The following is a 21,872-nucleotide window of genomic DNA, read 5'->3' on the forward strand; positions in this document are numbered from 1 at the left end:
ATCTTTGTATCAAGCACGTACAGACCTTATTTTACCACAATTTCAGGCAAAAGAAAAAGGCTGGAAATGGCTTTTTTCTATAAAAGTACTGAAAATCCATTTTTCTTTTCTATAGCTGATTATAGTTGGCTGTCAGAGTTCGTTTTTTCCCTTTCGATTCATCAAATAAGATGGCGGTATAGCCATTATTCACTTTTCAAAGAGAACTTCTTGCTTTATAATAAATACAGTGACTCATTTCAAACATGTAAAGGAGACAATCGTGCCAAATCATCAAACAGTTGAAAAGAAAGATTTTTTCTCGCTCCTTGCGACAGCCTTAGTCAGCTTTGCAGGCATCTTATCTGAAACCAGTATGAATGTAACCTTTCCGCATCTAAGTAAGGTCTTTGGCTTAGGATTGGGAACGCTGCAATGGATTACAACAGGGTATTTGCTAGCGGTAGCCATTACAATTACTTTAGGAGCGACCTTAGCCCACAATTGGAAAGAGAGAACCATCCTCTTTACTGCTTTGGCCAACTTTTGCTTGGGCACACTGATTGCCATGTTGGCTTCAAGCTTTCCTATCTTGATGGTAGGGAGAATTCTGCAAGGAGGAGCTACTGGATTAGCCATTCCTTTGCTCTTTAACTTGATTGTTGAGCGTATTCCTAAGCAAAAAATCGGAACCTACATGGGCTTATCTGGGATGGTGGTCAGCCTAGCACCAGCAATTGGGCCGACTTACGGTGGTTTTATGATTAGTCGTTTTGACTGGCATATGATTTATACCTTTATTCTTCCTGTCCCAATCATTTCCTTTATTCTTGGCTTTTTCTTTTTAAGAAATTCCGAGAAGTCTAGGAAACGCGCCTTTGATCTTCTCTCATTTCTCCTCTTAGCAGGCTCACTCGTCTTTGCCATTGTAGCTATCTCCAGCTTAGAAGAAGGACATATTGATTGGCTCTATCTTGTTCTCTGTCTACTGCCACTAGCTTGCTTTATCTATCGGAGCTTGAAAATCGATCATCCATTCCTAGATATTCGGATTTTAAAGCAACCAACGGTCTTATTGGCTATTTTACCTTTCTTCATTTTTCAGTTTATCAACCTATCGGCTAATTTTCTGATTCCCAACTTCCTAGTCATAGAAAAAAACATTTCAACTGCTCAGGCAGGCTTCGCACTTCTTCCAGGAACCATGCTCGGAGCCTTCCTCTCTCCTGTCTTTGGTAAACTCTATGATAGGAATGGTCCTAAACCAACCCTTTTTACAGGAAATTCTCTTCTTTTCCTTGCTGTACTCTTACTCCTTATCTTTACAAAAGAACTCACCTTAACAGCTGTTATTGCGATTTATATTTGCTTTACCTTGGGACGAAATATGGCCTTTAATAACACACTAGCCCTAGCGACGACTCAAGTTGATAAAGGAAAGACTGCAGATACGACTGCGCTCTTTCAGCTGGCCCAGACCTTTGCGGGCGCAATAGGTACCGCAGTAACGGCCGTCATCGCTAATCAAGCTCCCAATATGACAAAAGGAACTCAAAACGTCTTCACCCTGCTATTAAGCCTGGTTATCTTCGTATTCTTGTCTTATCTACTGCTTTTTAAAAGGATTGCAGCAAAGAAACATTGACTTTTATCCTCGATCTGATAAACAGCTAAAAATTACTGACTTATCCTTCTCCCCCAAAGACATTTTGGGGGATTTTTTGCTATACTATTTCTATATACGACAAAAGGAGTAGACTATGGAACAAAAACATCGTTCTGAATTTCCGGAAAATGAACTCTGGGACCTAACGGCCCTTTACCAAGACCAGGAGGACTTCCTGCGAGCTATTGAGAAGGCCAGAGAGGACATCCAGAAATTCGTCCGTGATTACCAAGGCAAGCTCAGCACTTTCGAAGATTTTGAGCGGGCATTTGCTGAGCTAGAGCAGATTTATATCCAAATTAGCCACATTGGCAACTACGGTTTTATGCCACAGACCACTGACTTTGGCGACGAGAGCTTTGCGCAGATTGCCCAAGCAGCTATGGAGTTTGAGACCGAGGCCAATGTCGCACTCAGCTTCTTTGACGACGCCCTGGTCGGTGCAGACGAGGCTGTCTTGGAGAAACTAGGCCAAGAACCCCATTTGACCTCAGCCATTCGCCAGGCTAAAATCAAAAAAGCCCACTATCTGGGAGCGGATGTCGAAAAAGCCTTGACCAACCTAGGTGAAGTCTTTTACAGTCCACAGGATATTTACACCAAGATGCGGGCTGGCGACTTTGCCATGGCTGACTTTGAAGTAGACGGCAAAGTTTACAAAAACAGCTTTGTCACCTATGAGAATTTCTATCAAAACCATGAAAATGTAGAAATCCGCGAAAAATCTTTCCGCTCTTTCTCAGAAGGGCTTCGTCAGCATCAAAATACTGCTGCAGCTGCCTATCTGGCTCAGGTCAAGTCTGAAAAATTGCTGGCTGACATGAAGGGCTATGACTCTGTCTTTGACTACTTGCTAGCTGAGCAAGAAGTTGATCGCTCTATGTTTGACCGACAGATCGACTTGATTATGAGCGAATTTGCCCCAGTAGCTCAGAAATACCTCAAGCATGTCGCTAAGGTAAACGGACTTGAAAAAATGACCTTTGCTGACTGGAAGCTGGACTTGGACAGCGAGCTCAATCCCGAAGTTAGTATTGATGATGCCTACGACCTGGTTATGAAGTCAGTCGAGCCACTCGGACACGAATACTGCCAAGAAGTTGCCCGCTATAAGGAAGAACGTTGGGTCGACTTTGCGGCCAATGCCGGAAAGGACTCTGGCGGCTATGCTGCGGATCCTTATCGAGTTCACCCTTATGTCCTCATGAGCTGGACTGGCCGTATGAGTGATGTCTATACTCTGATTCACGAGATTGGCCACTCTGGTCAATTCATCTTCTCCGACAATCACCAAAGCTATTTCAATGCCCACATGTCCACCTACTATGTGGAAGCACCGTCTACCTTTAATGAGCTCCTGCTCAGTGATTATCTGGAGCACCAATTTGATAACCCACGCCAGAAACGCTTTGCCTTGGCTCACCGTCTGACGGATACCTACTTCCACAACTTCATCACCCACTTGCTGGAAGCTGCCTTCCAACGCAAGGTCTATACTTTGATTGAAGAAGGCGGAACCTTCGGCGCAAGCAAACTCAACGCTATCATGAAAGAAGTCTTGACAGAATTCTGGGGGGATGCCGTTGAGATTGACGACGATGCTGCCCTGACCTGGATGCGCCAAGCGCATTACTACATGGGGCTTTACAGCTATACTTACTCAGCAGGTCTGGTCATCTCTACTGCCGGTTACCTCCACCTGAAAAATGACGAAAATGGTGCCCGTGACTGGCTTGAGCTACTCAAATCCGGCGGCAGCAAGACTCCGCTTGAGTCAGCTATGATTATCGGAGCAGATATCTCAACAGACAAACCACTCCGTGATACCATCCAATTCCTGTCAGACACAGTTGATCAGATTATTGCTTACAGCGAGGAGTTGGGGGAGTAAAGAATAAGTCATCACCATCCTTGAAAACGGGTGGCTTGTACTTGATCAATGCCCGTAAAAACGGGCTTTTATCTTGTTCTAAAACTACCGTCTGAGAACGGATCCTCGTACTCTTTGACACTTAACTTATCCAGGGCAATGTCATTTTTCTCTTGCTCGCGAATATATTTGGCAACTGTCTTTTCATTGAGGCCAACGGTACTTACATAGTACCCTCTCGCCCAAAACTTTCGATTACCATACTTATATTTAAGGTTGGCATGTTTATCAAATATCTCATGAAATCGGAAATCGAAAGTTTTGGAGGAATCAAGACAAGCATATGAACATGTTCTGGCATCATATGTCCCTCAATAATTTCCACACCTTTGTATTGACATAGATGACGAAAAATCTCAATGAGATTTCGTCTTATTTTGTAGTAAATAGTTTTTCTGCGATACTTGGGGGTAAAGATGATATGATATTTGCACATCCATTTGGTATGTAATAAACTGTAACTGGTGTTAGCCATTTCTTTTTCCTCCTTTGTCTTACCTGAACAAGTAGATTATACCATGAAAAAGAAATGAAAGCTCAAAGCCTTCGCAGCCACCAGCCTAGCTGGTGGTTTTCTTATTTTTTTACGAAAAAACTGGTTTGAAGCCAAAAATAAAACCAAATAGGAGGTACAAACATATGAAAAGACTACTAAGTTTTCTTGCTCTTACTGCTGCCATCTCGTGCCTAGTTGCCTGCTCCAGCCAGGAAAGCATGAATGGAGAGTGTTACGAAATTGGAGACTTCGGTACTGACTTAGTTATCACTATTGATGGTGATACAGGTACTGTGGATGCCAAAGGTTCTACTACCAATATGACTATCGACACTGACTTAAAAATATTTACTTTTGAAGGATTCTCAGACCTAACTGTAGAATACGAATACGGGGATGGAGTCATTACTGTTAATATCACAGGCTTAGAACGACAATGCTATAGAAAAGGTAGTGAGGCGTATGAAAAGAACTGAAAGAGTCTGGTGTTTAGAAATAGAAAAAGGTTCAGAGAAAAAATCTGAACCTTTTTATTATCTCTCGATTTGAAATTTATATGCCAAAATCCTCAAACTTAATTTCTCGCAAATCATTATCAGTTATTGTATCTAAGTTTGCAATACGATTTGCTTGATTTGAAAATGCTCTTTCGAATAGGTTTCTAACTTCACGGCCATTAGCAAAATTTTCTTTTTTTTCTTCACAAATTTTTTTGAAATAATTCTTCATCAGAGGCATGGAATCTTCTTCCAATTTTACATCGTTTGAATCACAAAGAAGAACTAATATTGAAAAAAGTTGCTCAGGAGTGTAGTCATCAAAAATAATGCTTTTATTAAATCTTGACTTTAACCCAGGATTTGAAACTAAAAAATGATTCATTGGTTCATTGTAACCAGCAACAATTAGTACAAATTCATTACGATGGTCTTCCATCGCTTTTAATAGAGTGTCAATTGCTTCTTGGCCGAAATCTGAATCTCCTTTAGCCAAAGCGTAAGCTTCATCAATGAATAGTATACCTCCCATTGCTTCTTGAATCACTTCTTGAGTCTTAAGTGCTGTTTGTCCAACATAACCTGCAACCAAACCTGCCCTATCAACTTCAACCAATTGTCCTTTTTCAAGTACACCTAATTGCTTGTAAATTTTCGCAACCAATCTGGCAACAGTTGTTTTCCCAGTTCCAGGGTTACCCAAAAAAACTAAATGTTTTGATATTACAGGAACTTTCAAGCCTCGATTCTCACGAATCTTATTTACTTTCAGGATATTCGTAAGAGTCCTGATTTCAAACTTTACACAATCTAGACCAATTAATCGATCTAATTGTGCTAAAAGTTCCTCTAATGTTTCCTCATTATTCTCATTTTCAGATGGTGTTGCTTCGTTATTCACAGGCTTTTCAGACTGATTTAACACAGTTTCATTTTCTCTAGTTTGTGTTTTCTGATTAACCAAGGCATTTTTCATAGTTGATAAATATAAGGAAAATTTTTCTGAATCTGTATTTCTTTTAGTATTGTTATTGACTAAGTAATATTTCCCAACAGAAATTATTGCATTAATATAAGACTCCTCTATAGAGTGTCTACTTCCTTCAGAAAGTAAATAGAAAAATTCAGGAATATGTCCATCTTTAATAATCGGAACAGTTCCAACTTCCTCTATAAAATAGACTGATTTAAAAAATTTTACTCTTTCTGTAGAATCACTAATAGTAATGTAGGCAATAAAAGACAAAATTTCCCTAATAACTAATGTTTTGATATCAGGTATTTTCTTATTCAAGTCAGCTTGATCACAAACATAAAAAAGTTGGTCTAGTACATTTTTGATATCTATGTTCACAATTTCAACCATCCTCCATTATAATAATGCCGCTTGCTCCAAAAGTATTTTTTGCACTTCCTTCGATTCCGATGTATCTATTTCAGAAAGTGTCTCTGTAACTACACTTTCAATTACTTCGCTAACTTCCTTACCAACAGTCTCATGTACAGTTTTTAGAATACCTATATCATCTATTAATTGAATTAACTCTTGGTTATCTACTACTTCATTTCGTAGTTCTATAATCTGATTCATTAGCTCGATATAATATACGTCAACTTCCAATGCATTTAAATTTGTTTCAAAATATCCATAGTCTTGGAGTTTTTCAGTAAACCAAGATGAACCTAACCGGTCATATATGCTCATCCATTTATCATGTGAAGAATGCCAAGCTGACTGACTCGATAAAACTTCTCTATTATTAAAATAATACTGCTCATCAAAGAATTTTATCGATACTGTTAGCATAGATAATAAAGAAAAAATTGAAGTAATTAAGCTATCATTGCTTACAGAAACTCCTCTTTGAAAAATTTCAATTAATAAATTAAGTACGTTATAGATTTGATCTACCAATATCCGCATCTTCTCTTCAGAATATGGTTGTTGCCTCCTTCGACAATCTAGCATGTCAGTATAATCTCCTAAAACTTTATCAAATTCAAAAGATGAATGTACTTCATGACCGTGCTTTACAGTGTTAGCTAAGTCTCTAAATTGTTGATTTATATCCTTGCTAAGGCTATTTAACTTTGCATACATGATAGCAAAACCTGCTGTTGTTGCTGCTAGATTTAAACCATTTATAACTAATCCTAAGTTCTGCAAAGCTGCAACTTTCTGGATTAATTCTAAGTTTTGAGTTAATATTTGGTTGTTATTTCCAACCATATTTATTGCATTTTGAACCAATGATGCTACTTCATTTTGTTGTAAATTATTGAATGCAACTTTTTGAAAAGTTTCAAATTTACTTTTCTTCCCACGGATAACCACTTCCATAATTTGATCTTTGTTGACAAATTGTTGAAGTTGCTCCAAATTACTAATGTTTAATACGTCAGCCATTAAAATATTCCCCAAGGATTCTATTATCCATAAATTTGTTTGATATGATTATTGATAGTACCAACATTCCTTTTTCTCTCGTATATAATCCACCCTCATCAAAAAAATCTTTAACCTTTTTAAAATATTTATTTTGTCTGTTATAGGTTATATTCCCAAAATCTAAAAGAATTTCTTTTACATTCATTTTATTTAATGAGTAATCAAAATTTTCAATTGTTTGACCGTTGTTATAAAGAATTGAGTTATATAAGCAAAACATAATTCTATAGTAATCAACGAGCTGACTTGAAGTCAAATCTTTATTGTCTTTCAATTTACTCTTAGCACGCTCATAATATTGCCTTGCTCTACAAGGAACAGGATTGGTTTTAGTTATTGGTGAAATTCTTGTACCAACTTTAGAATCAATCACTTTGAAATAATTTTTTAGAAATTTATCCCAATTATCATTCGTTTTGGAAAATAATATCTCAAAATAATCACAAATTTTTTCTGCTAAAATCTCATCAGTAACATCATCATCATCAATTATAGAAAAAAATATATATTTATTTAATAACGACTTCTTTAGATTTTCAAAACTCTCTTCATTAAGACCGTTAATTGTATAATTCACTAGCTCAGTATACTTCATAAACTCCTCTTATTCAAAAAAATAATAAATTTAATAACGAAAAATTTTTCTTTTTGTCACTATTACTCCTTCTCTTCAAACGTCTTCTTCCGTTCTTTCATAAACTCAATGAGTTCTTCACAGAAGACGGCTTTTTCTTCTTCTGTCAGACCATCAGAGGTCTTACGGAATAGCAATTCTACGTTTGCTAATTCATCTTCTTGTTCAAGCTCATTGTCCAGCAAGCTATCTAATGAAACATTGAAGATTTTAGTAATCTTGACTAGATTATCCTGAGTTGGTTTTTTTACTCCTCGCTCCCAATCACCATAAGCTGGTTGAGAAATACCTATTTTCTCAGCCAGCTCTTTTTGTGTGAGTTTTGCTTGTTTCCTTAGTATTTTCAGGCGTTCTGTAAATTCCATTTTTCTATCCTTCAAAAAACCGTTGAAAAATATAACTAATAGTTATATTATATATTCATAGCCAATGGTTATATTCTAGTTTAAAATTTAACACCAAGTTTGAAACATTGGCATTGATTATTGATAACTTAATAAAAAAGTGCGTCTGACAACCAGAGGACTGATTATCAAACTACACTAAACTTCGCACCTTTATTGTATCTTGCTTGAAAAAGAAAGTCAAGTCCGTTTGTAGTTGAAGTTGAGATAGAAAACCATGTTTGCCATGGCGGGCTCACACTCATTTCGGACTTTCGCACTTTTCCAAATAGTAAAGTGAACTAGCTTCGCCAAAAGGCTTAAGAAAATCGTGACGGGGATGATGATGACTACCCGAATGATTGGATGGGAAAGCAATGGTAATTTACGCAACGCAACTTGCTAAACGTTGCCACCTCGGAAGGTTTGTCTGTGATAGATAGGTCTTTCAATCAAATAATCCTTTTTCAAACTGACTAATCCTACTTTTATCTGGAATAGTCTACTCCTCAAGCTGCTTGAAAACTCTAGCAGCTTTTTAAACAGTTTAATAAAAATAAAGAGACCCAAAAAAGCGGAGATAAAGTAAAATATAGGCACTAAAACAAGCGATAAATATAAACCATCTTGTCCAGTACTGTGATTTAGTATAACTCTTCATTCGCAACAGCCCGATGAAAAACCAGATCAGACTCCAAAACACTAGGCCTAATATCTGAGGGGCAAAATACGAAATTAAAAGCAAAACAGGGATCAACAAAGCCAATACTAATAAGATTCTTTTTTGTGTGATCTGCTCTCTAGGAATCATCCACCCTACAAAAAAACACAAAACTGCTGGGGCAACAAATGGTGTAAAAATCATAAAAACAAATAAAAGATGTTTTAGCAACTCAATAATAATCATCACCTCATTCCCATTATGTTTTAAATAATGCAGCTCTATAGCGCGATCCCGTTGGAAAAAATTTACCTCTACTTATTATACCTTAAAATATGCATTTTCAAACAAAAATTTTAAATTGACTCATTATTGTTATAATCGAAATAAAAAAGACCGCTCCAAACAAGAGCAGTCTCATTTTAAAACAGGCCTATATAACCGTCATCTTACTTTATGCCAACTCAGCCATAATGGCTTTAATCTGCTGGGCAGTATGAACACCCGCCACCTGCTTGACGACTTGACCGTCTTTTTTAAAGAGCAAGGTCGGGATAGACATGATGCCAAAAGTGCGTGCTGTAGCTGGATTTTCATCCACATCCATCTTGACAATCTTGAGCTCATCTTCAGAAAGTTCCTCTGAGAGCTTGTCAAGGATTGGCCCCTGCATCCGACAAGGTCCGCACCAAGTGGCCCAAAAGTCAATGAGCACTAATCCATCTTTTGTTTCTTGCTCAAATGTTGCATCTGTGATTACTTTTACCATTATTTTTCTCCTTTATTCTTAGTCAAACTTTGTCAAATCCTGCTTCATCAGGAAAAAGAAGACGTCCCCATAAGTGCCCTGGTAGTTCAAATCATGACCTTTATAAGTCAGTTTTTTAACTGGGTAATAATCTGCCACTCCAATCAAGCAGGCCTGCTGGGACTGCTCAAACTCCTGATAAGACTCAAAGGTCATCTTCCGCTCCTGCTTGACAGCATCCAAATATGTGATTTCAATCATAACTTCTCCTTTTCAAAACTACTCTTGTAATTTTTATTTTATGATTATATTGTAATCTCTTTTGTTACATCTGTCAAATAAAACGACTTGGAGAAATCAATTCACTTTTTAAGCCACTCACTGATTGCCTGACAAACAAAAAGCCTCCCTACGGAAGACTTTCCCATATAAATAAGAAAAACCAGGCTCAATGCCCCTTGTGCTTTTCCAATCGTTTTTGCTGTTTGAGTTCGAATTTCCTTTGCTTAGCCAGTTCTTTCTGCTGCTTACGCTTGACTCGATCGATTTTCTTTTGCTCTTCTAATTGCAGACTCAGCGCTTCCTGAGACTTTGAAGAACGTGAAGCCATCTGCTCTTTTTTAGCCTGTCTCTGCAGGCGTTTAGGACTGACCGACTTAGTCCTCTCCTTCACTCTGATGCTAGGACTAAACTGCAACCGATGATAATAACGGTTTAGAAAATCCAACAATTCCTGCGTGCTAGGCTCTGCACCAAAGGTGACTCGGCAAACTCTATAAGATTGAGCATGTTCCTGCTCGAAAAGACCATGCCAAAATCCCTCTTCAAAATAAACTGTCAGCGTCATTGAAATCTTATCCATGACAGCACCTCCTTTAAAAAATCCCTAAGAATGGACAACCAAGGAGGAAGGTTACTGACAAAAAATGGTTTTTGCGTCTGGACTACCAACCAGAACTGTGTTTTTATCTTAGTAGCTATAGTCTAGCAAGATTTTCTAAAAAATTCAAGATTATCAGAATCTCGCTTAGATAAGTGAATTGGATTTTCTTGTATGAAAGGCAGAAAAATCAAAAAACAAGAAAGCTCTCTTCTTGTAAAATACATTCATTTCCGCTATAATACTACAAATACTGAAAGGAGAGAACTATGAAGTATATTTGGACTTTCTTAGCAGTCTTGATCTTGACAGGACTGGCTCTGTTCTTCTGGCACTCCCAGACCAAACTGAACTCTACTCCTCCTAAGCTAGAAACCACACAAACAGCTTCTAGTGAGAAAAGCGAAAATCAACCGACTCCGACAGAGGACATTGTGTCCGAGGAATACAGCGTTTCATACGCTGACAAGCAGCTCTACGGAAAGATTACTGCTCCTTCTGACTACAAGAGTAAAAAATTGCCGACTATTGTTATCGCACATGGATTGAACAATACCCTTGAGCAATATGAAATGTACAGTCAGCTGCTGGCAAAGCAAGGTTATCTGGTTTACAGCTTTGATTTCTACGGCGGCAGCCGCCAATCGAAAAGCGGTGGACAGGATATGCTGAATATGTCGGTCAAGACCGAACTCACAGACTTGACTCAAGTCATGGAAAAGCTGAGTTCCGAGACCTTTGTAGATAAAAGCAAAATGAGCTTATTCGGTGCTAGCCAAGGCGGTGTCGTTGCCAGTCTCTATACTGCTGCTTATCCAGACCGCGTACACAAACTCCTGCTTATCTTTCCAGCTTTCGTTCTTTTCGATGATGCCAAAGAGACCTATCGTGAGCTAGGGAGTCCTGACTTCGACCAACTTCCTGATAGCCTGACACACCACAATACTACTCTGGGCAAGATTTATCTAATCGATGCCTTAGACATTGACATCCAAGCCGAACAGACCAAAATCACAGCTCCGACCCTTATTATCCATGGTACCGATGACGCAGTCGTGCCCTATCAGTATGCTGTCGAAGCAAGTCAGACCATTCCAAATGCAGAGCTGGTCACAGTAGAAGGTGGGGAACATCGCATTGACGAAAGATTTGCTATCACTGCCGCTCCTGCAATCCAAAAATTCTTGAAAGAGTAAATTTGCTGATAGAAAAAGTTCTTCTAAAATAATAGAAGGGCTTTTTTGGACCACAAAAAGAGTCTGACTGAGTTAGAAGCAAGACTAAGGAAAAGCCCTCTGAATCCAGAGGGGGTGATTTGTGCTCGGACTAAGATCCCAGTGAAAAAGAAAAAGCACTCTACAAATAAGAGTGCTCCATTCTTGCAGGATAAAATGTTTCTAGACAAGGCGACGAGCCGAAGATTGTACTAAAATTCTCTTGAAAAATAAAAAATCTCCCCTAAGGGAGCATGACACTCAGCAGTATAGAAATAAGGACCTCTCTTTAATGAAATGTCCTTATTTTATTTTTATCTATCTTCCAGAAAATCTGGGAGAGTTAAATTACTATTATTGAGAAATGATTTAAATTGTTCTGGATCATTTTGATATAAGGCGCCTAATATTATTCTAGCATCATGCTTAAACTCGCTTGTATTAATTGGATTGCGAGTTCTATCAAACCTATCTTCTCCATGAGAGTACTCATTATTTATACGTTGTATAAATGGAGCATTCTCACTTCCGAAATAATTAATAATTTTATTACCATTATTTGTTTTATAATCAGGATATTTAAAGTACAAAAGAGTTTCAATAAATTTTCTACCGTTGTTTGGAAAATTATAAAAAACAGAAAAATTATTTTCGTCTTCATCTTCCGTCGCCACTCTATATATTTGTTCAAACAGGAATACAAATTCTGTGACTTTATTTGATAAATGATTAGGCAATTTTTTTATATAACTTTTTGACGGGATATTTTCAGCTTCTTTTATCTTTTCTATTAAGTAATAATCTTTTTTATTAGAAAATCTATTTGTATATTTCAAGAAATCTAGATTATGAGTGGATAAGAAGTATTGTAAAAATTCTTTCTTTTCCAGAAGACAAAAAATTAGGTTGTAAATATAAAAAATGTTATTTTCATCCAGACTAGAGACAGGGTCATCAATAAATAAGATTGTTTTTGACTTTTCTTCTGTCGACAAACTTTCTAATCTTGTAATATAATAAGCAAAGGCTATTAATGATTTTTCCCCCTCACTTAGATTATATGCTCTTTCTTCATTACGAGAAACTTCGAAATATATACCTTCCTCATCATCGACCGATTTTAGGGACATCTCTGAATGTGCTAAAGAATTTTGAAGTATCATATTTATACGTTTTGCTGCTTCAGATTCTGACTTTAAACTACCTTCAAGTTCAATAATATCTTGCTCAAATTTTTCTTTTTCTTCGTTTAATATTTTCTGTTCCAAACTTATTTTTTCCATATCATCTTGGAGTTGGTCAACTTCTTGAGATAGTTTAGTGAACTCAGATATAGGGAATTCTTTTACAATATAATATCTTCGAAGAAAATCTATACTTTTAGTTTTCCTATCCTCAAATTGTTCTATCTGCTCAACAGTATCATCATATAGCGAGTCAATCTTAACTTGAATTTCGGGAAAATCAAGCCAATTTAAATCATTAATTTCAATTTTAGAAAAAATATCTCGTTGTTTTTCTAAAATTTTTGATTTTAGCGTTTCTAGAACTCTTTTTCTATTATTAATAGTAATTTTAATATCTTTGTTTATATTTTGAATATCGGATACAGAATCATTAAAATAGTCTTCTTTATTAATATTTGGAATAGAATCTAATTTTTGGATTTCTGATTTTATCGTATCATTTTGCACTGCTAATTTGTTTTCCAAAGAGCTTAGCTCATCAGAAAAAGCCAACTTTAGATTTTTAATGAGGTCACTATCAATGCTGTTACCACAAAATATACATTTTTCTGGATTTTCTCCATGAATATCAACACCATGCTTAATCCAATTTATTTTATCTGGACTATCTTTATATTCATCTAAAATATTACTTACTGAGACAACTTTAGATAAAAGTTCCTTCGTTTTTTCTAAAAATGATGTGAAATTAAATTCTTTGTCAAAACTAACTAAATCTATTTTTTGTGGTTTATTTATGTTTTTTTCGAGAATTCGTATTTTGGCTTGTTCAACATTCTTTTCTAACTCAGCCACAGCCTTCTCATCATCTTGTAATGGTAAAATAGGAAAATGAGCTGAATATTTTTCAAACTCCTTCTTTATATCTCGTATATCATATTTATTACCAACTACGACCGAGGGATTCTTTAAATTCTTGATTTTTGAAGCAGTTGTTCTCAGTTTTGAATCTAAACTATCTTTACTGATTTTAGTCTTTTGTTGCTTTTCAGCTATATCCGATTCAATCTGTGACAATTTTTCATTTCTAGGTTTAAGTTCGTTTAATCGTATATTTTCGATTTTCTTCAAGGTTTCATTAGTATCACTACCTATCGAAATTTGGAAACTATTTAATTTATTGTCATTGTGAAGATAAATATTATCGTCAATAAATCGCTGATTAAAAACCTTACAATCTATAGGTAACGCATGAGTCGCTATTTCATTTGATTTGATAAATATCTGGTTAGCTAATTTGATTTCAAAATCTATATCTCCGTACTTTTCTGGAAGTTGCTTAAGTTCAATACTTTGAAAAATTTTCGAATAAGTACTTTTTCCGGAATAGTTTCTACCGTAAAAAATATTAATTCTTCCATCATTAAAATCATTACCGATACCTGACTGACTATGCTGTTTATAGTCTTTATAGCAACCAAAATCTTTGATATCAATTTTTTTAATTTCTAAATCTGACATAGTTTATACCTCTTTTTCATTATATCATATAGAGATAGCATAAAACAAGATGCATACTTAAATTACTTTATAAATGAGAATTGTTCCAATCGCGCTTCGAATCGTGTCGATGAAGCAACTTCTTTCAACTCCGTAAAATGAGATTTTTAAGCCTAATCTATCACATGAAATACGTCAAAACTTAGTCTAGATTTGTCAGTCTAACTCATTCCGACAGGAGTTTCATTTCTGACTTGACAGAAAATGATTCACAAGCCGATTGGCATGAAACGCAACTAAATTATTCAGATAGACATTTATTACAATTTCATCGGAAAACTAAATAACGAAAAAGCGAGTCAGATGAACTGACTCGCTACTATTAACCCTAATAACTGAACTGCTAGGTGTCAGCTCGACTAAGGGAGAAGATTTGGTTTATTTTACCTTACAGTGCTAGGAACCGTAACCGAAGATAATACTTGAGTATATCTAGGTAAGGTGACAAGGCAATGTAAGTGGAAAATAAAGCAGATTAACGACGAAGTCCTAAAAAGTTGACAAAACAAAAAAGCCCCCTGAAGTCCGAGAGCTATTTTGAGCTCGGGCTAAAATCCTAGTGAAAAAGATGAAACTCCTTGTGTTCATCTAACACGGTGTCGTTTCCCTATTTTCATACGGATTTTTGGCGCCCTTAGCATCATGATTAACGACGAAGTCCAAGAGAGTTGATCAACTCACGGTAACGGTTAACGTCATTCTTACGAAGGTAAGCCAAGAGGTTACGACGGCGACCGATTTTCTTCATCAAGCCACGGTAAGTAGCGTGGTCTTTTTTATGTTGTTTGATGTGGTCGTTGAGGTGGTTGATTTCCCAAGTAAGGACAGCAACTTGTACCTCTACTGAACCAGTGTCACCTTCGTGACGTGCGTATTGTGCAATGATTTCATTTTTTTTCTCTTTTGAGATTGCCATGATATACTCCTTTTCTTTACGCTTCATCCGAGTGACAGGTTTGGCATGGCCTGCAACCAAGAAGAAGTTATTTGTCTTTACGACATACTTATTCTACCAAGAAGGTCTACCTTTGTCAAATGATTCTACTCCATCTTCTTCCCATCTAAATTGTAATTTTTTCGAGATAGCCAAGCATAAGCAGCTATTCCCCAGCAAGCAAATAAAAAGATAATCTGCTCAGGATAGTCATAAAAAACCAGCCTCCTAGGACTGGTTAAAAAACTTTAGTTCATCTATCTTTCTAAACTTGCTCTGATTGTACCGCCAGTATCAAGAATAAGTATTTCCTTACCATTTTGAACTACTACGAAATAATTATTAGAATTGATTTCAATGTAGATATCCTTATTACTTTTGACTTGATAGCCTTCCTCTCCGACTGATTCTTTAATCATGGCAATCTTTTCCCCGACTTCTTTTTCACTCAGTTTCTCTTCAGGATTATCAGCAATCAATTTCGTATAATCTACAAAGGGATAGAGCCCCAATCTACTCGAATCACTAGAATTATATTCTTCATCACGATCGGATTCTATATTTACAATTCCAACATCAGAAATACTTATGTTCTTTGAATTTTCACTATTTTTATAACGAATTTTCCACTCACCAACAAATGCCTTAGGATACTGAACTTTATAAAATCGAAGACGTTTGATATACTGTGAGTCATTTGAACTATTGATACCTGAACGACTATCATAAATAATCATACTGCCATCATTTTGCAAAAGGTGGTAAATCTTGTTTTCGTCAATATAAGCAGAAAAGATAGCCTTGGTATTCAGTTTGAAATGCTTATCAAAATCAGCTAAGGTCTTAATTTTTGGATCGTTTTCTGCCTTAATAAATTTTTCAAAATCAGCCTTAGCTTTGTCTCCTTCAGCTAATTTTTCAATATCTTTTTTACCATTAAATAGCTTTTTCTTATCATTCAGTTCATAAACAAAAGAAATAGAGTCAGCTGGATTAATCCATACGCCATCAAGATCCGAAATCTTCGGTCCCATTCCAAATAGTACAAACACCAAAATTCCTAAGACTGTAACAGCGATTGAAATCCCCACTATAAGGTTACGGCGCTTGTTCTTAGCTTGAAACATTCTTGTTGCTTTAGGAATTTCTTGAGTTACAAACTGCCCACTTGTCTTTGCCGCTTGAAACTCTTGAGCTGTTGGTTTTCGATGATAAGTAGCTTCAAACTGCGCAACCCACTCATTCTGATTCATAACATCCTCCTCTATAATGATTTTAACCGTGAATTCTCATTGCTAGCAAACTAACTATTTACTATCTTGAAATTTATTATACCATATATATTAACCAGAAAAACATTCACTAGTGAAAAAATTTGTGACTTGGGCTAGCATTTGATAGATTACAACTATGTGAGATGTAAAAAATTAGCTGTGAACTACTAAGTTATTTACAATTCAACCCCAAAGATTTCTAAAGAAAGCATTTCTTCCTCGGTCAATCTCCGCCATTCTCCAAGAGCTAGTGCGGAATCCAACTGTAGGAGCCCCATCGTAAGGCGCTGAAGATCCGTAACTTCTTTTCCGCAGGAAGCCACCATACGCTTGACCTGGTGGAACTTGCCCTCAGCTAAGGTAATTTCTACAAGAGAAGTCTCTTTTGCTTCATCCAGCTCTACAATCTTGAGCTGAGCTGGCTGGCAGGTGAAGTCTTTCAGTTCTATTCCTGCAGCAAAGCGCTCCTCATCTGCTTGGTTCATCAGGCCTGCCACTTGAGCTCGGTAGATTTTTTCGACGTGCTTTTTGGGTGACAGCATGGCATGGGCTAGCTTGCCATTATTGGTCAGAAGGAGAAGGCCGTGGGTATCAATATCCAAACGGCCGACAGGAAAGACTTCCTTCTGACGGGCAGTCTCGTCCAGCAAGTCCAGAACTGTCTTATGATGGTCATCCTCTGTAGCCGAAATAACTCCCTGCGGCTTGTTGAGAAGGTAGTAAACGAATTTTTCATAGGTCAGCCTTTGGCCAGAAACAATAATCTCATCTGCTGTCTCATCAATCTGGGTCTTAGGTGATTTCTCTGCTCTGCCATTGACCAAAACCAGCCCTTTCTTTAGGAGCTGCTTGACCTGAGCGCGTGAGCCCAGACCATTTTCTGCTAAAAATTTATCCAGACGCATCGTATAACCTCCTAGATTCTTGGAGCTAGTTCGCTCTTTTCTTTGCTAAATCTTAGAACAAAGAGCGAGGTCAGAATCATAGCCAGCCCCAAAACGCTGAAGATAAAGGCTGGGGCGTTAGAGAATCTCCCAATGAAACTGAGGACAAATGTAGTGGCCGTTGCTCCGATACTGCAGCCTAAAATCACGATAGAAGTGGCTTGATTGAGGAGGTGGGCGGAAATGCGCTCGGACAGGGTGTAAAAAATGGTCGTCAGACCGACACTGTAGACAAAGCCAGCGCTAATAGTAGCCATGCTGAGTGACAAGAGATTAGGTGAGAAGCCAATGATAATCTGAGTCAGTCCAAAAACCAGACCAGAAAGCATCAGCAGTTTATCTCTAAAAAAATGGGTCAAACTAGCAAAGCTGATACCCGCTGCAATCCCAATCAACTGCATCAAGGAAAGAATTACACCTGCAGTCTGGGCCGTCCCCATGCCGGACTTCTCTACAATCCTCGGAACGCGCACATTGATGGCAATATAAGTCAGCACAATGACCCCCGCCACAAAGGCAAAAGCTAGACTCAGCTGCCAATCCTGCCGGCTTAGCCTAGGAGTCAATTCAGACTGTTCTTGCTGCTTTTCAGAGACCTTGTCATAAGGGACAAAAAGCAGATAAAGCGCTAAAACCACCAGACCGAAGGTATAGACGAGAAAGGCAGCCTGCCAGCCGAGAGGAAGAAGTCGACTGACTCCAAAAGTCAAGAGGGCTGTCCCGACTACTTCTGCTGATCCCCTCAGTCCTAAAAGCCGAACGCGTTCCTGTCCCTTATAGCGCTCGCTAACAATCGAGATAGCCTTGGCATTGAGCAGACCGATTCCCATCCCAAAGACAAGCCGAGAGGCAAACATCAGCCAGTAAGACTGATTAATAAGAGGAAGAAGCCCGCAAAGTGAAAAGACCAGAAGTCCGCTGACAATCATCTGACGCTCTGTCAGGTATTTTTCAATGACTCTATTAAACAGCAACATCAGCATAATCCCAGCCGAAGGCAAGGAAACCAATAGTTCTATCCAACTTTCTGGAATCCCTTTATAAAAAGCAAACATGGCCGACTGGGCACTGGAAATCGAGAAAGCCGTTGTCAGTATCAAAGAAAGCGAGAGGATACTCACCTTTTCCATCAATTTTTTCATTCTATTTTCCTTTAAAATTCACACTACCTCTATCATACAGTTTTTTGTGTCAAGACGCAATTTCTTTGTCAGGAATATTATGGGTCGCTGTCGCTCCATTCAAAAAGCAGGCACCCCCAGCCAGTCAAAACCGCTCCCGCCTTTATTTCTTGCAGGTTTTATGTTATGATGAAGGATAGAAAAAGGAGAGAATCATGTCTGTGAGTGAAAAAACATCTGTTATTGAACGATTAACCAAACCAGCCCATTTAATTGATATGAAGGACATTATCCGCGAGGGCAATCCGACCCTGCGCGCTATCGCTGAAGAAGTCAGCTTCCCTCTATCAGACCAAGAAATCATTCTGGGCGAGAAGATGATGCAATTTCTCAAGCATTCCCAGGACCCAGTCACGGCAGAAAAAATGGGGCTGCGCGGCGGTGTTGGTCTAGCTGCTCCCCAGCTGGATATTTCCAAACGGATCATCGCTGTTTTAGTTCCCAACCCTGACGACGAAGAGGGCAATCCGCCTAAGGAAGCTTATAGCCTGCAAACGCTGATGTACAATCCTAAGATTGTGGCCCATTCCGTTCAGGATGCTGCCTTAGCTGACGGTGAAGGCTGCCTGTCAGTCGATCGAGAAGTACCGGGCTACGTGGTTCGGCATGCACGAGTCACCGTGGATTACTTTGACAAGGACGGCCAAAAGCATCGTATCAAACTCAAGGGCTATAACGCCATTGTCGTTCAGCATGAAATCGACCATATCAACGGCATTATGTTCTATGACCGCATCAATGAAAAAGACCCGTTTGCAGTCAAAGACGGCATGTTAGTGATTGAGTAAATAACTTGCATATCATTATCAAAAATACCTAGATAGTTCATATCTAGGTATTTTTTCTATCTAACTATCCCGTCTCCAGAAAATAGCCAAGAGGATAACTGCTCCTAGCACTGATGGAACAATAGCTGTATCAGCAAGCATTGGTCCCCAATGGCCAAAGAGAAATTGACCTATCAAGGAACCAAACCAACCCAGAAGGATTTTCCCGATACAGCCCATGCGCTCCCCACGGCTGGTAATAGCCCCGGCGATAAGGCCGATAATAAAACCGACAAACATACTACCAATCATATATTCCCCTTCTTTCTATATTTCTAGCAAGGCTTCTAAAGAAGCAAGTGGAAGCTATCATTATGGAATGCGCCATTTAAGGCAACTCGAAATCTTAGATTGCCCAGTCTCCATTTCTAAAGATTGCTACACGGCTGCCGTCTTCTCGGATACCGTCAATATCCATCTGACCAGAGCCAATCATAAAGTCCACATGGACATCCGAGCGGTTGAGACCCGCTGCTTCAAGCTCTTCTTCAGAGAAATTCTCTCCACCGACCACACTAGTCGCATAGGCTGCACCGATAGCCAAGTGGTTAGAAGCATTTTCATCAAAGAGAGTATTGAAGAAAGTAATGCCTGACTGAGAAATCGGACTTGGATCTGGTACCAAGGCACACTCACCTAAAGCACGCGCACCAGCATTTTCAAAGACAAGATCCTTCATAACTTGATCGCCCTTTTCAGCAGTAATATCCACAATCTGGCCATCCTTGAAGGTCACCTTGATGCCTTCGATGATGTTGCCATTGTAGCTGAGAGGCTTGGTGCTAGTCACATAACCTTCTGCCCGGCGAAAGTCCGGTGCTGTAAAGACCTCTTCTGTCGGCATGTTGGCAATGAAATACTCGCCCTGAGCATTTAGACTGCCAGCTGACTCCCAGTGATGGTTCTTGGGCAAGCCCAATGTCAAGTCAGTTCCAGGAGCTGTGTAGTGCAGAGCTGTGAATTGCTCCTCGTTTAAAACCTTAGCTTTTGAGCTGAGTTTTTCTTCATGCGCCTGCCAAGCGGCTACTGGATCATTCTCATAGACACGGCAGGTTTTGAAAATCTGATCCCAAAGCAAGTCTACCGCTTCCTCATCACTGGCTGCGTTTGGAAAGACCTTCTTAGCCCACTCTGTACCGGCTGCTGCAGCGACTGTCCAGCTGACTTTATTGGATTGGGTTGCAATCCGCATCGGCTTCATGGCTATCCCCATAGCCTTAGCAGAAGCCGATAATTTCTCAGCATCCACGCCATTTAAAGCTCCTGGGTCAGATGAACGAACGCCCAAGCGGCTGGCTTTCTTCTCAAGAAGATAGTTCATCTCAGCCACCTTATAGTCTGGAACATTGTCCAAGCGCTCCATCGGCGCATGGAGGAATTTCTCCAGCGTACTCAAATCATCCGCCCACTGGACAATGACTTCGTGAGCCCCCAGAGCATAGGCCTCCTTGACAATCAAGTGAGCCAACTCACGCTGCTCCACATCAATATTGAGCGCCACCGTGTGACCCGGCTGCACATTAATACCATTGGCAACCAATAGTTTAGCGTATTTTTCTAAGTTTTCTTTAAAATTTGGCAGAACCATTCTGCTTCTCCTTTTCTTTTGTTATTTCTCTTTAAACAGGGACAGTAGGCTAACCGCTGCCACTGTGCCGCAAATCAAGGCAGTCATTTTCAAAATCGTATCTGGGTCAAGATCCAGCTGGTAATCAAAAACTTTTTGCGCTGGCTTATCTTCAGCATTTATTCTAAGTTTCATGAGATAGTCCTTTCTAAATCATAATTCTAAGGTATAAACTCCTACTTGTACTGGCGTCTTCAGAATCCTCAATTATCTTTTAATAGATTAAAACAAATCACTATGACTGCCTGTCCTAAGCAAGTTTAAAATCAATTCTTCCTTATCCACTTTATAAACCAAGAGCCAATCTGGCTGGACATGGCATTCTCGCACTCCTTTAAAGTGCTTGGATGCTGTCAGTTGATGATCTCGATATTTAGCAGGAAGTTCTTTTTCTTGAATCAAAAACTCCAAGACTTCTTCTAACAATTCTGCCTTAAGTCCACGCTTCATAGCCAACTTAAAATCTTTTTTAAACTGTTTATGATACCGAATCTTAAGCACGCAAATCCTCCATTAAGTCTGAGACACTCCCAAAAGACTGACTCATATTCCGATTTTGCTCTAAATCTGCCAATACTTCCATTAGCTTCCTACTTTCATCCAGTCTGACATCAAAGGGTAGCCCTTGGTACTGAATAGCCTGACGAAGAAAAATATTGATAGCCGTTGTCATATCCATTCCCAAGCTGTTGAAAACCTGTTGAGCCTGCTCCTTGACCTCACTGTCCAAGCGGATACTCATACTAGTCTTTGACATACTCTCACCTTCTTTCTATAGACTATTTTAACAAAAAAGAAAGC

At 38.6% G+C, this 21,872-nt stretch carries 23 protein-coding genes and 1 pseudogene; 5 read left to right on the forward strand and 19 right to left on the reverse strand.

Going from position 1 to position 21,872, the window contains the following annotated elements; genetic code table 11:
* The first annotated feature begins 262 nt into the window (after positions 1–262).
* The gene (locus PCY71_RS07610) at positions 263–1,624 is read left to right on the forward strand and encodes an MFS transporter (protein ID WP_048773978.1); all 1,362 of its coding nucleotides are present in this window, start codon (positions 263–265) and stop codon (positions 1,622–1,624) included.
* Between the two features lie 115 nt (positions 1,625–1,739).
* The gene (pepF, locus tag PCY71_RS07615) at positions 1,740–3,536 is read left to right on the forward strand and encodes an oligoendopeptidase F (RefSeq protein WP_048773976.1); all 1,797 of its coding nucleotides are present in this window, start codon (positions 1,740–1,742) and stop codon (positions 3,534–3,536) included.
* Between the two features lie 68 nt (positions 3,537–3,604).
* Here pepF and tnpA read toward each other — a convergent pair.
* Positions 3,605–4,050: pseudogene (gene tnpA, locus PCY71_RS07620) on the reverse strand (IS200/IS605 family transposase).
* 164 nt (positions 4,051–4,214) lie between these two features.
* Between tnpA and PCY71_RS07625 the strand changes: the two are divergent.
* Positions 4,215–4,547 carry a hypothetical protein gene (locus tag PCY71_RS07625; RefSeq protein WP_048773974.1) on the forward strand — a complete coding sequence of 111 codons (333 nt, stop codon included), beginning with the start codon at positions 4,215–4,217 and terminating at the stop codon, positions 4,545–4,547.
* A 76-nt stretch (positions 4,548–4,623) separates the two neighbouring features.
* Here PCY71_RS07625 and PCY71_RS07630 read toward each other — a convergent pair whose 3' ends face one another.
* From PCY71_RS07630 to PCY71_RS07665, 8 genes are all read right to left on the reverse strand, one after another.
* Entirely contained in the window at positions 4,624–5,934 is a 1,311-nt protein-coding gene (locus PCY71_RS07630) for an AAA family ATPase (protein WP_239683264.1), read from the reverse strand.
* A gap of 6 nt (positions 5,935–5,940) precedes the next feature.
* Positions 5,941–6,975, reverse strand: coding sequence for a hypothetical protein (locus tag PCY71_RS07635; RefSeq protein WP_048773971.1), 1,035 nt, complete (start codon positions 6,973–6,975; stop codon positions 5,941–5,943).
* Positions 6,968–7,612, reverse strand: coding sequence for a hypothetical protein (locus PCY71_RS07640; RefSeq protein ID WP_048773968.1), 645 nt, complete (start codon positions 7,610–7,612; stop codon positions 6,968–6,970). Before PCY71_RS07640 ends, PCY71_RS07635 begins: the two co-directional genes overlap by 8 nt.
* 62 nt (positions 7,613–7,674) lie before the next feature.
* Positions 7,675–8,016 carry a helix-turn-helix domain-containing protein gene (locus tag PCY71_RS07645; protein ID WP_048773967.1) on the reverse strand — a complete coding sequence of 114 codons (342 nt, stop codon included), beginning with the start codon at positions 8,014–8,016 and terminating at the stop codon, positions 7,675–7,677.
* Positions 8,017–8,581: 565 nt separating this feature from the next.
* On the reverse strand, positions 8,582–8,941 hold the full coding sequence (locus tag PCY71_RS07650; RefSeq protein WP_111675286.1) for a hypothetical protein: 360 nt from the start codon (positions 8,939–8,941) through the stop codon (positions 8,582–8,584).
* Positions 8,942–9,149: 208 nt separating this feature from the next.
* A complete protein-coding gene (gene trxA / locus PCY71_RS07655; protein ID WP_111675285.1) occupies positions 9,150–9,464 on the reverse strand; it encodes a thioredoxin in 315 nt (104 codons plus the stop codon).
* Between the two features lie 18 nt (positions 9,465–9,482).
* Positions 9,483–9,704, reverse strand: a complete 222-nt coding sequence (locus PCY71_RS07660) for a DUF4649 family protein (protein WP_002899027.1) — start codon at positions 9,702–9,704, stop codon at positions 9,483–9,485.
* A gap of 187 nt (positions 9,705–9,891) precedes the next feature.
* The gene (locus PCY71_RS07665; protein WP_111675284.1) at positions 9,892–10,305 is read right to left on the reverse strand and encodes a YjdF family protein; all 414 of its coding nucleotides are present in this window, start codon (positions 10,303–10,305) and stop codon (positions 9,892–9,894) included.
* Positions 10,306–10,592: 287 nt separating this feature from the next.
* Here PCY71_RS07665 and PCY71_RS07670 point away from each other — a divergent pair, with 287 nt between their 5' ends.
* Positions 10,593–11,519, forward strand: coding sequence for a S9 family peptidase (locus PCY71_RS07670; protein ID WP_111675283.1), 927 nt, complete (start codon positions 10,593–10,595; stop codon positions 11,517–11,519).
* Between the two features lie 332 nt (positions 11,520–11,851).
* On the opposite strand, the gene PCY71_RS07675 is transcribed toward PCY71_RS07670, so the two are convergent.
* The 5 genes from PCY71_RS07675 to PCY71_RS07695 form a co-directional block, all read right to left on the reverse strand.
* Complete coding sequence (locus PCY71_RS07675; RefSeq protein WP_049547646.1) at positions 11,852–14,245, reverse strand: AAA family ATPase; 2,394 nt, start codon at positions 14,243–14,245, stop codon at positions 11,852–11,854.
* Positions 14,246–14,930: 685 nt separating this feature from the next.
* Positions 14,931–15,200, reverse strand: a complete 270-nt coding sequence (gene rpsO / locus PCY71_RS07680) for a 30S ribosomal protein S15 (protein WP_004193424.1) — start codon at positions 15,198–15,200, stop codon at positions 14,931–14,933.
* A 275-nt stretch (positions 15,201–15,475) separates the two neighbouring features.
* A complete protein-coding gene (locus PCY71_RS07685) occupies positions 15,476–16,471 on the reverse strand; it encodes a hypothetical protein (protein ID WP_049547647.1) in 996 nt (331 codons plus the stop codon).
* Between the two features lie 197 nt (positions 16,472–16,668).
* On the reverse strand, positions 16,669–17,397 hold the full coding sequence (locus tag PCY71_RS07690; protein ID WP_301412495.1) for a pseudouridine synthase: 729 nt from the start codon (positions 17,395–17,397) through the stop codon (positions 16,669–16,671).
* Positions 17,398–17,408: 11 nt separating this feature from the next.
* Positions 17,409–18,578 carry an MFS transporter gene (locus tag PCY71_RS07695; RefSeq protein WP_301412496.1) on the reverse strand — a complete coding sequence of 390 codons (1,170 nt, stop codon included), beginning with the start codon at positions 18,576–18,578 and terminating at the stop codon, positions 17,409–17,411.
* Positions 18,579–18,772: 194 nt separating this feature from the next.
* Between PCY71_RS07695 and def the strand changes: the two genes are divergently transcribed.
* Entirely contained in the window at positions 18,773–19,405 is a 633-nt protein-coding gene (gene def, locus PCY71_RS07700; RefSeq protein WP_032912376.1) for a peptide deformylase, read from the forward strand.
* Positions 19,406–19,465: 60 nt separating this feature from the next.
* On the opposite strand, the gene PCY71_RS07705 is transcribed toward def, so the two are convergent.
* From PCY71_RS07705 to PCY71_RS07725, 5 genes are all read right to left on the reverse strand, one after another.
* On the reverse strand, positions 19,466–19,696 hold the full coding sequence (locus PCY71_RS07705) for a GlsB/YeaQ/YmgE family stress response membrane protein (protein WP_002893807.1): 231 nt from the start codon (positions 19,694–19,696) through the stop codon (positions 19,466–19,468).
* A gap of 94 nt (positions 19,697–19,790) precedes the next feature.
* A complete protein-coding gene (locus PCY71_RS07710) occupies positions 19,791–21,032 on the reverse strand; it encodes an aminopeptidase (protein ID WP_301412497.1) in 1,242 nt (413 codons plus the stop codon).
* A 21-nt stretch (positions 21,033–21,053) separates the two neighbouring features.
* Positions 21,054–21,206 carry a hypothetical protein gene (locus tag PCY71_RS07715; protein WP_002893811.1) on the reverse strand — a complete coding sequence of 51 codons (153 nt, stop codon included), beginning with the start codon at positions 21,204–21,206 and terminating at the stop codon, positions 21,054–21,056.
* A gap of 87 nt (positions 21,207–21,293) precedes the next feature.
* Positions 21,294–21,572 (reverse strand): type II toxin-antitoxin system YafQ family toxin, encoded by a 279-nt coding sequence (locus PCY71_RS07720; protein ID WP_002926081.1) that lies wholly within the window; start codon positions 21,570–21,572, stop codon positions 21,294–21,296.
* Complete coding sequence (locus PCY71_RS07725; protein ID WP_002905395.1) at positions 21,565–21,828, reverse strand: type II toxin-antitoxin system RelB/DinJ family antitoxin; 264 nt, start codon at positions 21,826–21,828, stop codon at positions 21,565–21,567. The genes PCY71_RS07720 and PCY71_RS07725 overlap by 8 nt, the downstream gene beginning before the upstream one ends.
* Between the last annotated feature and the right edge of the window lie 44 nt (positions 21,829–21,872).

The sequence above is a fragment of the Streptococcus sp. SN3 genome (assembly GCF_030439905.1).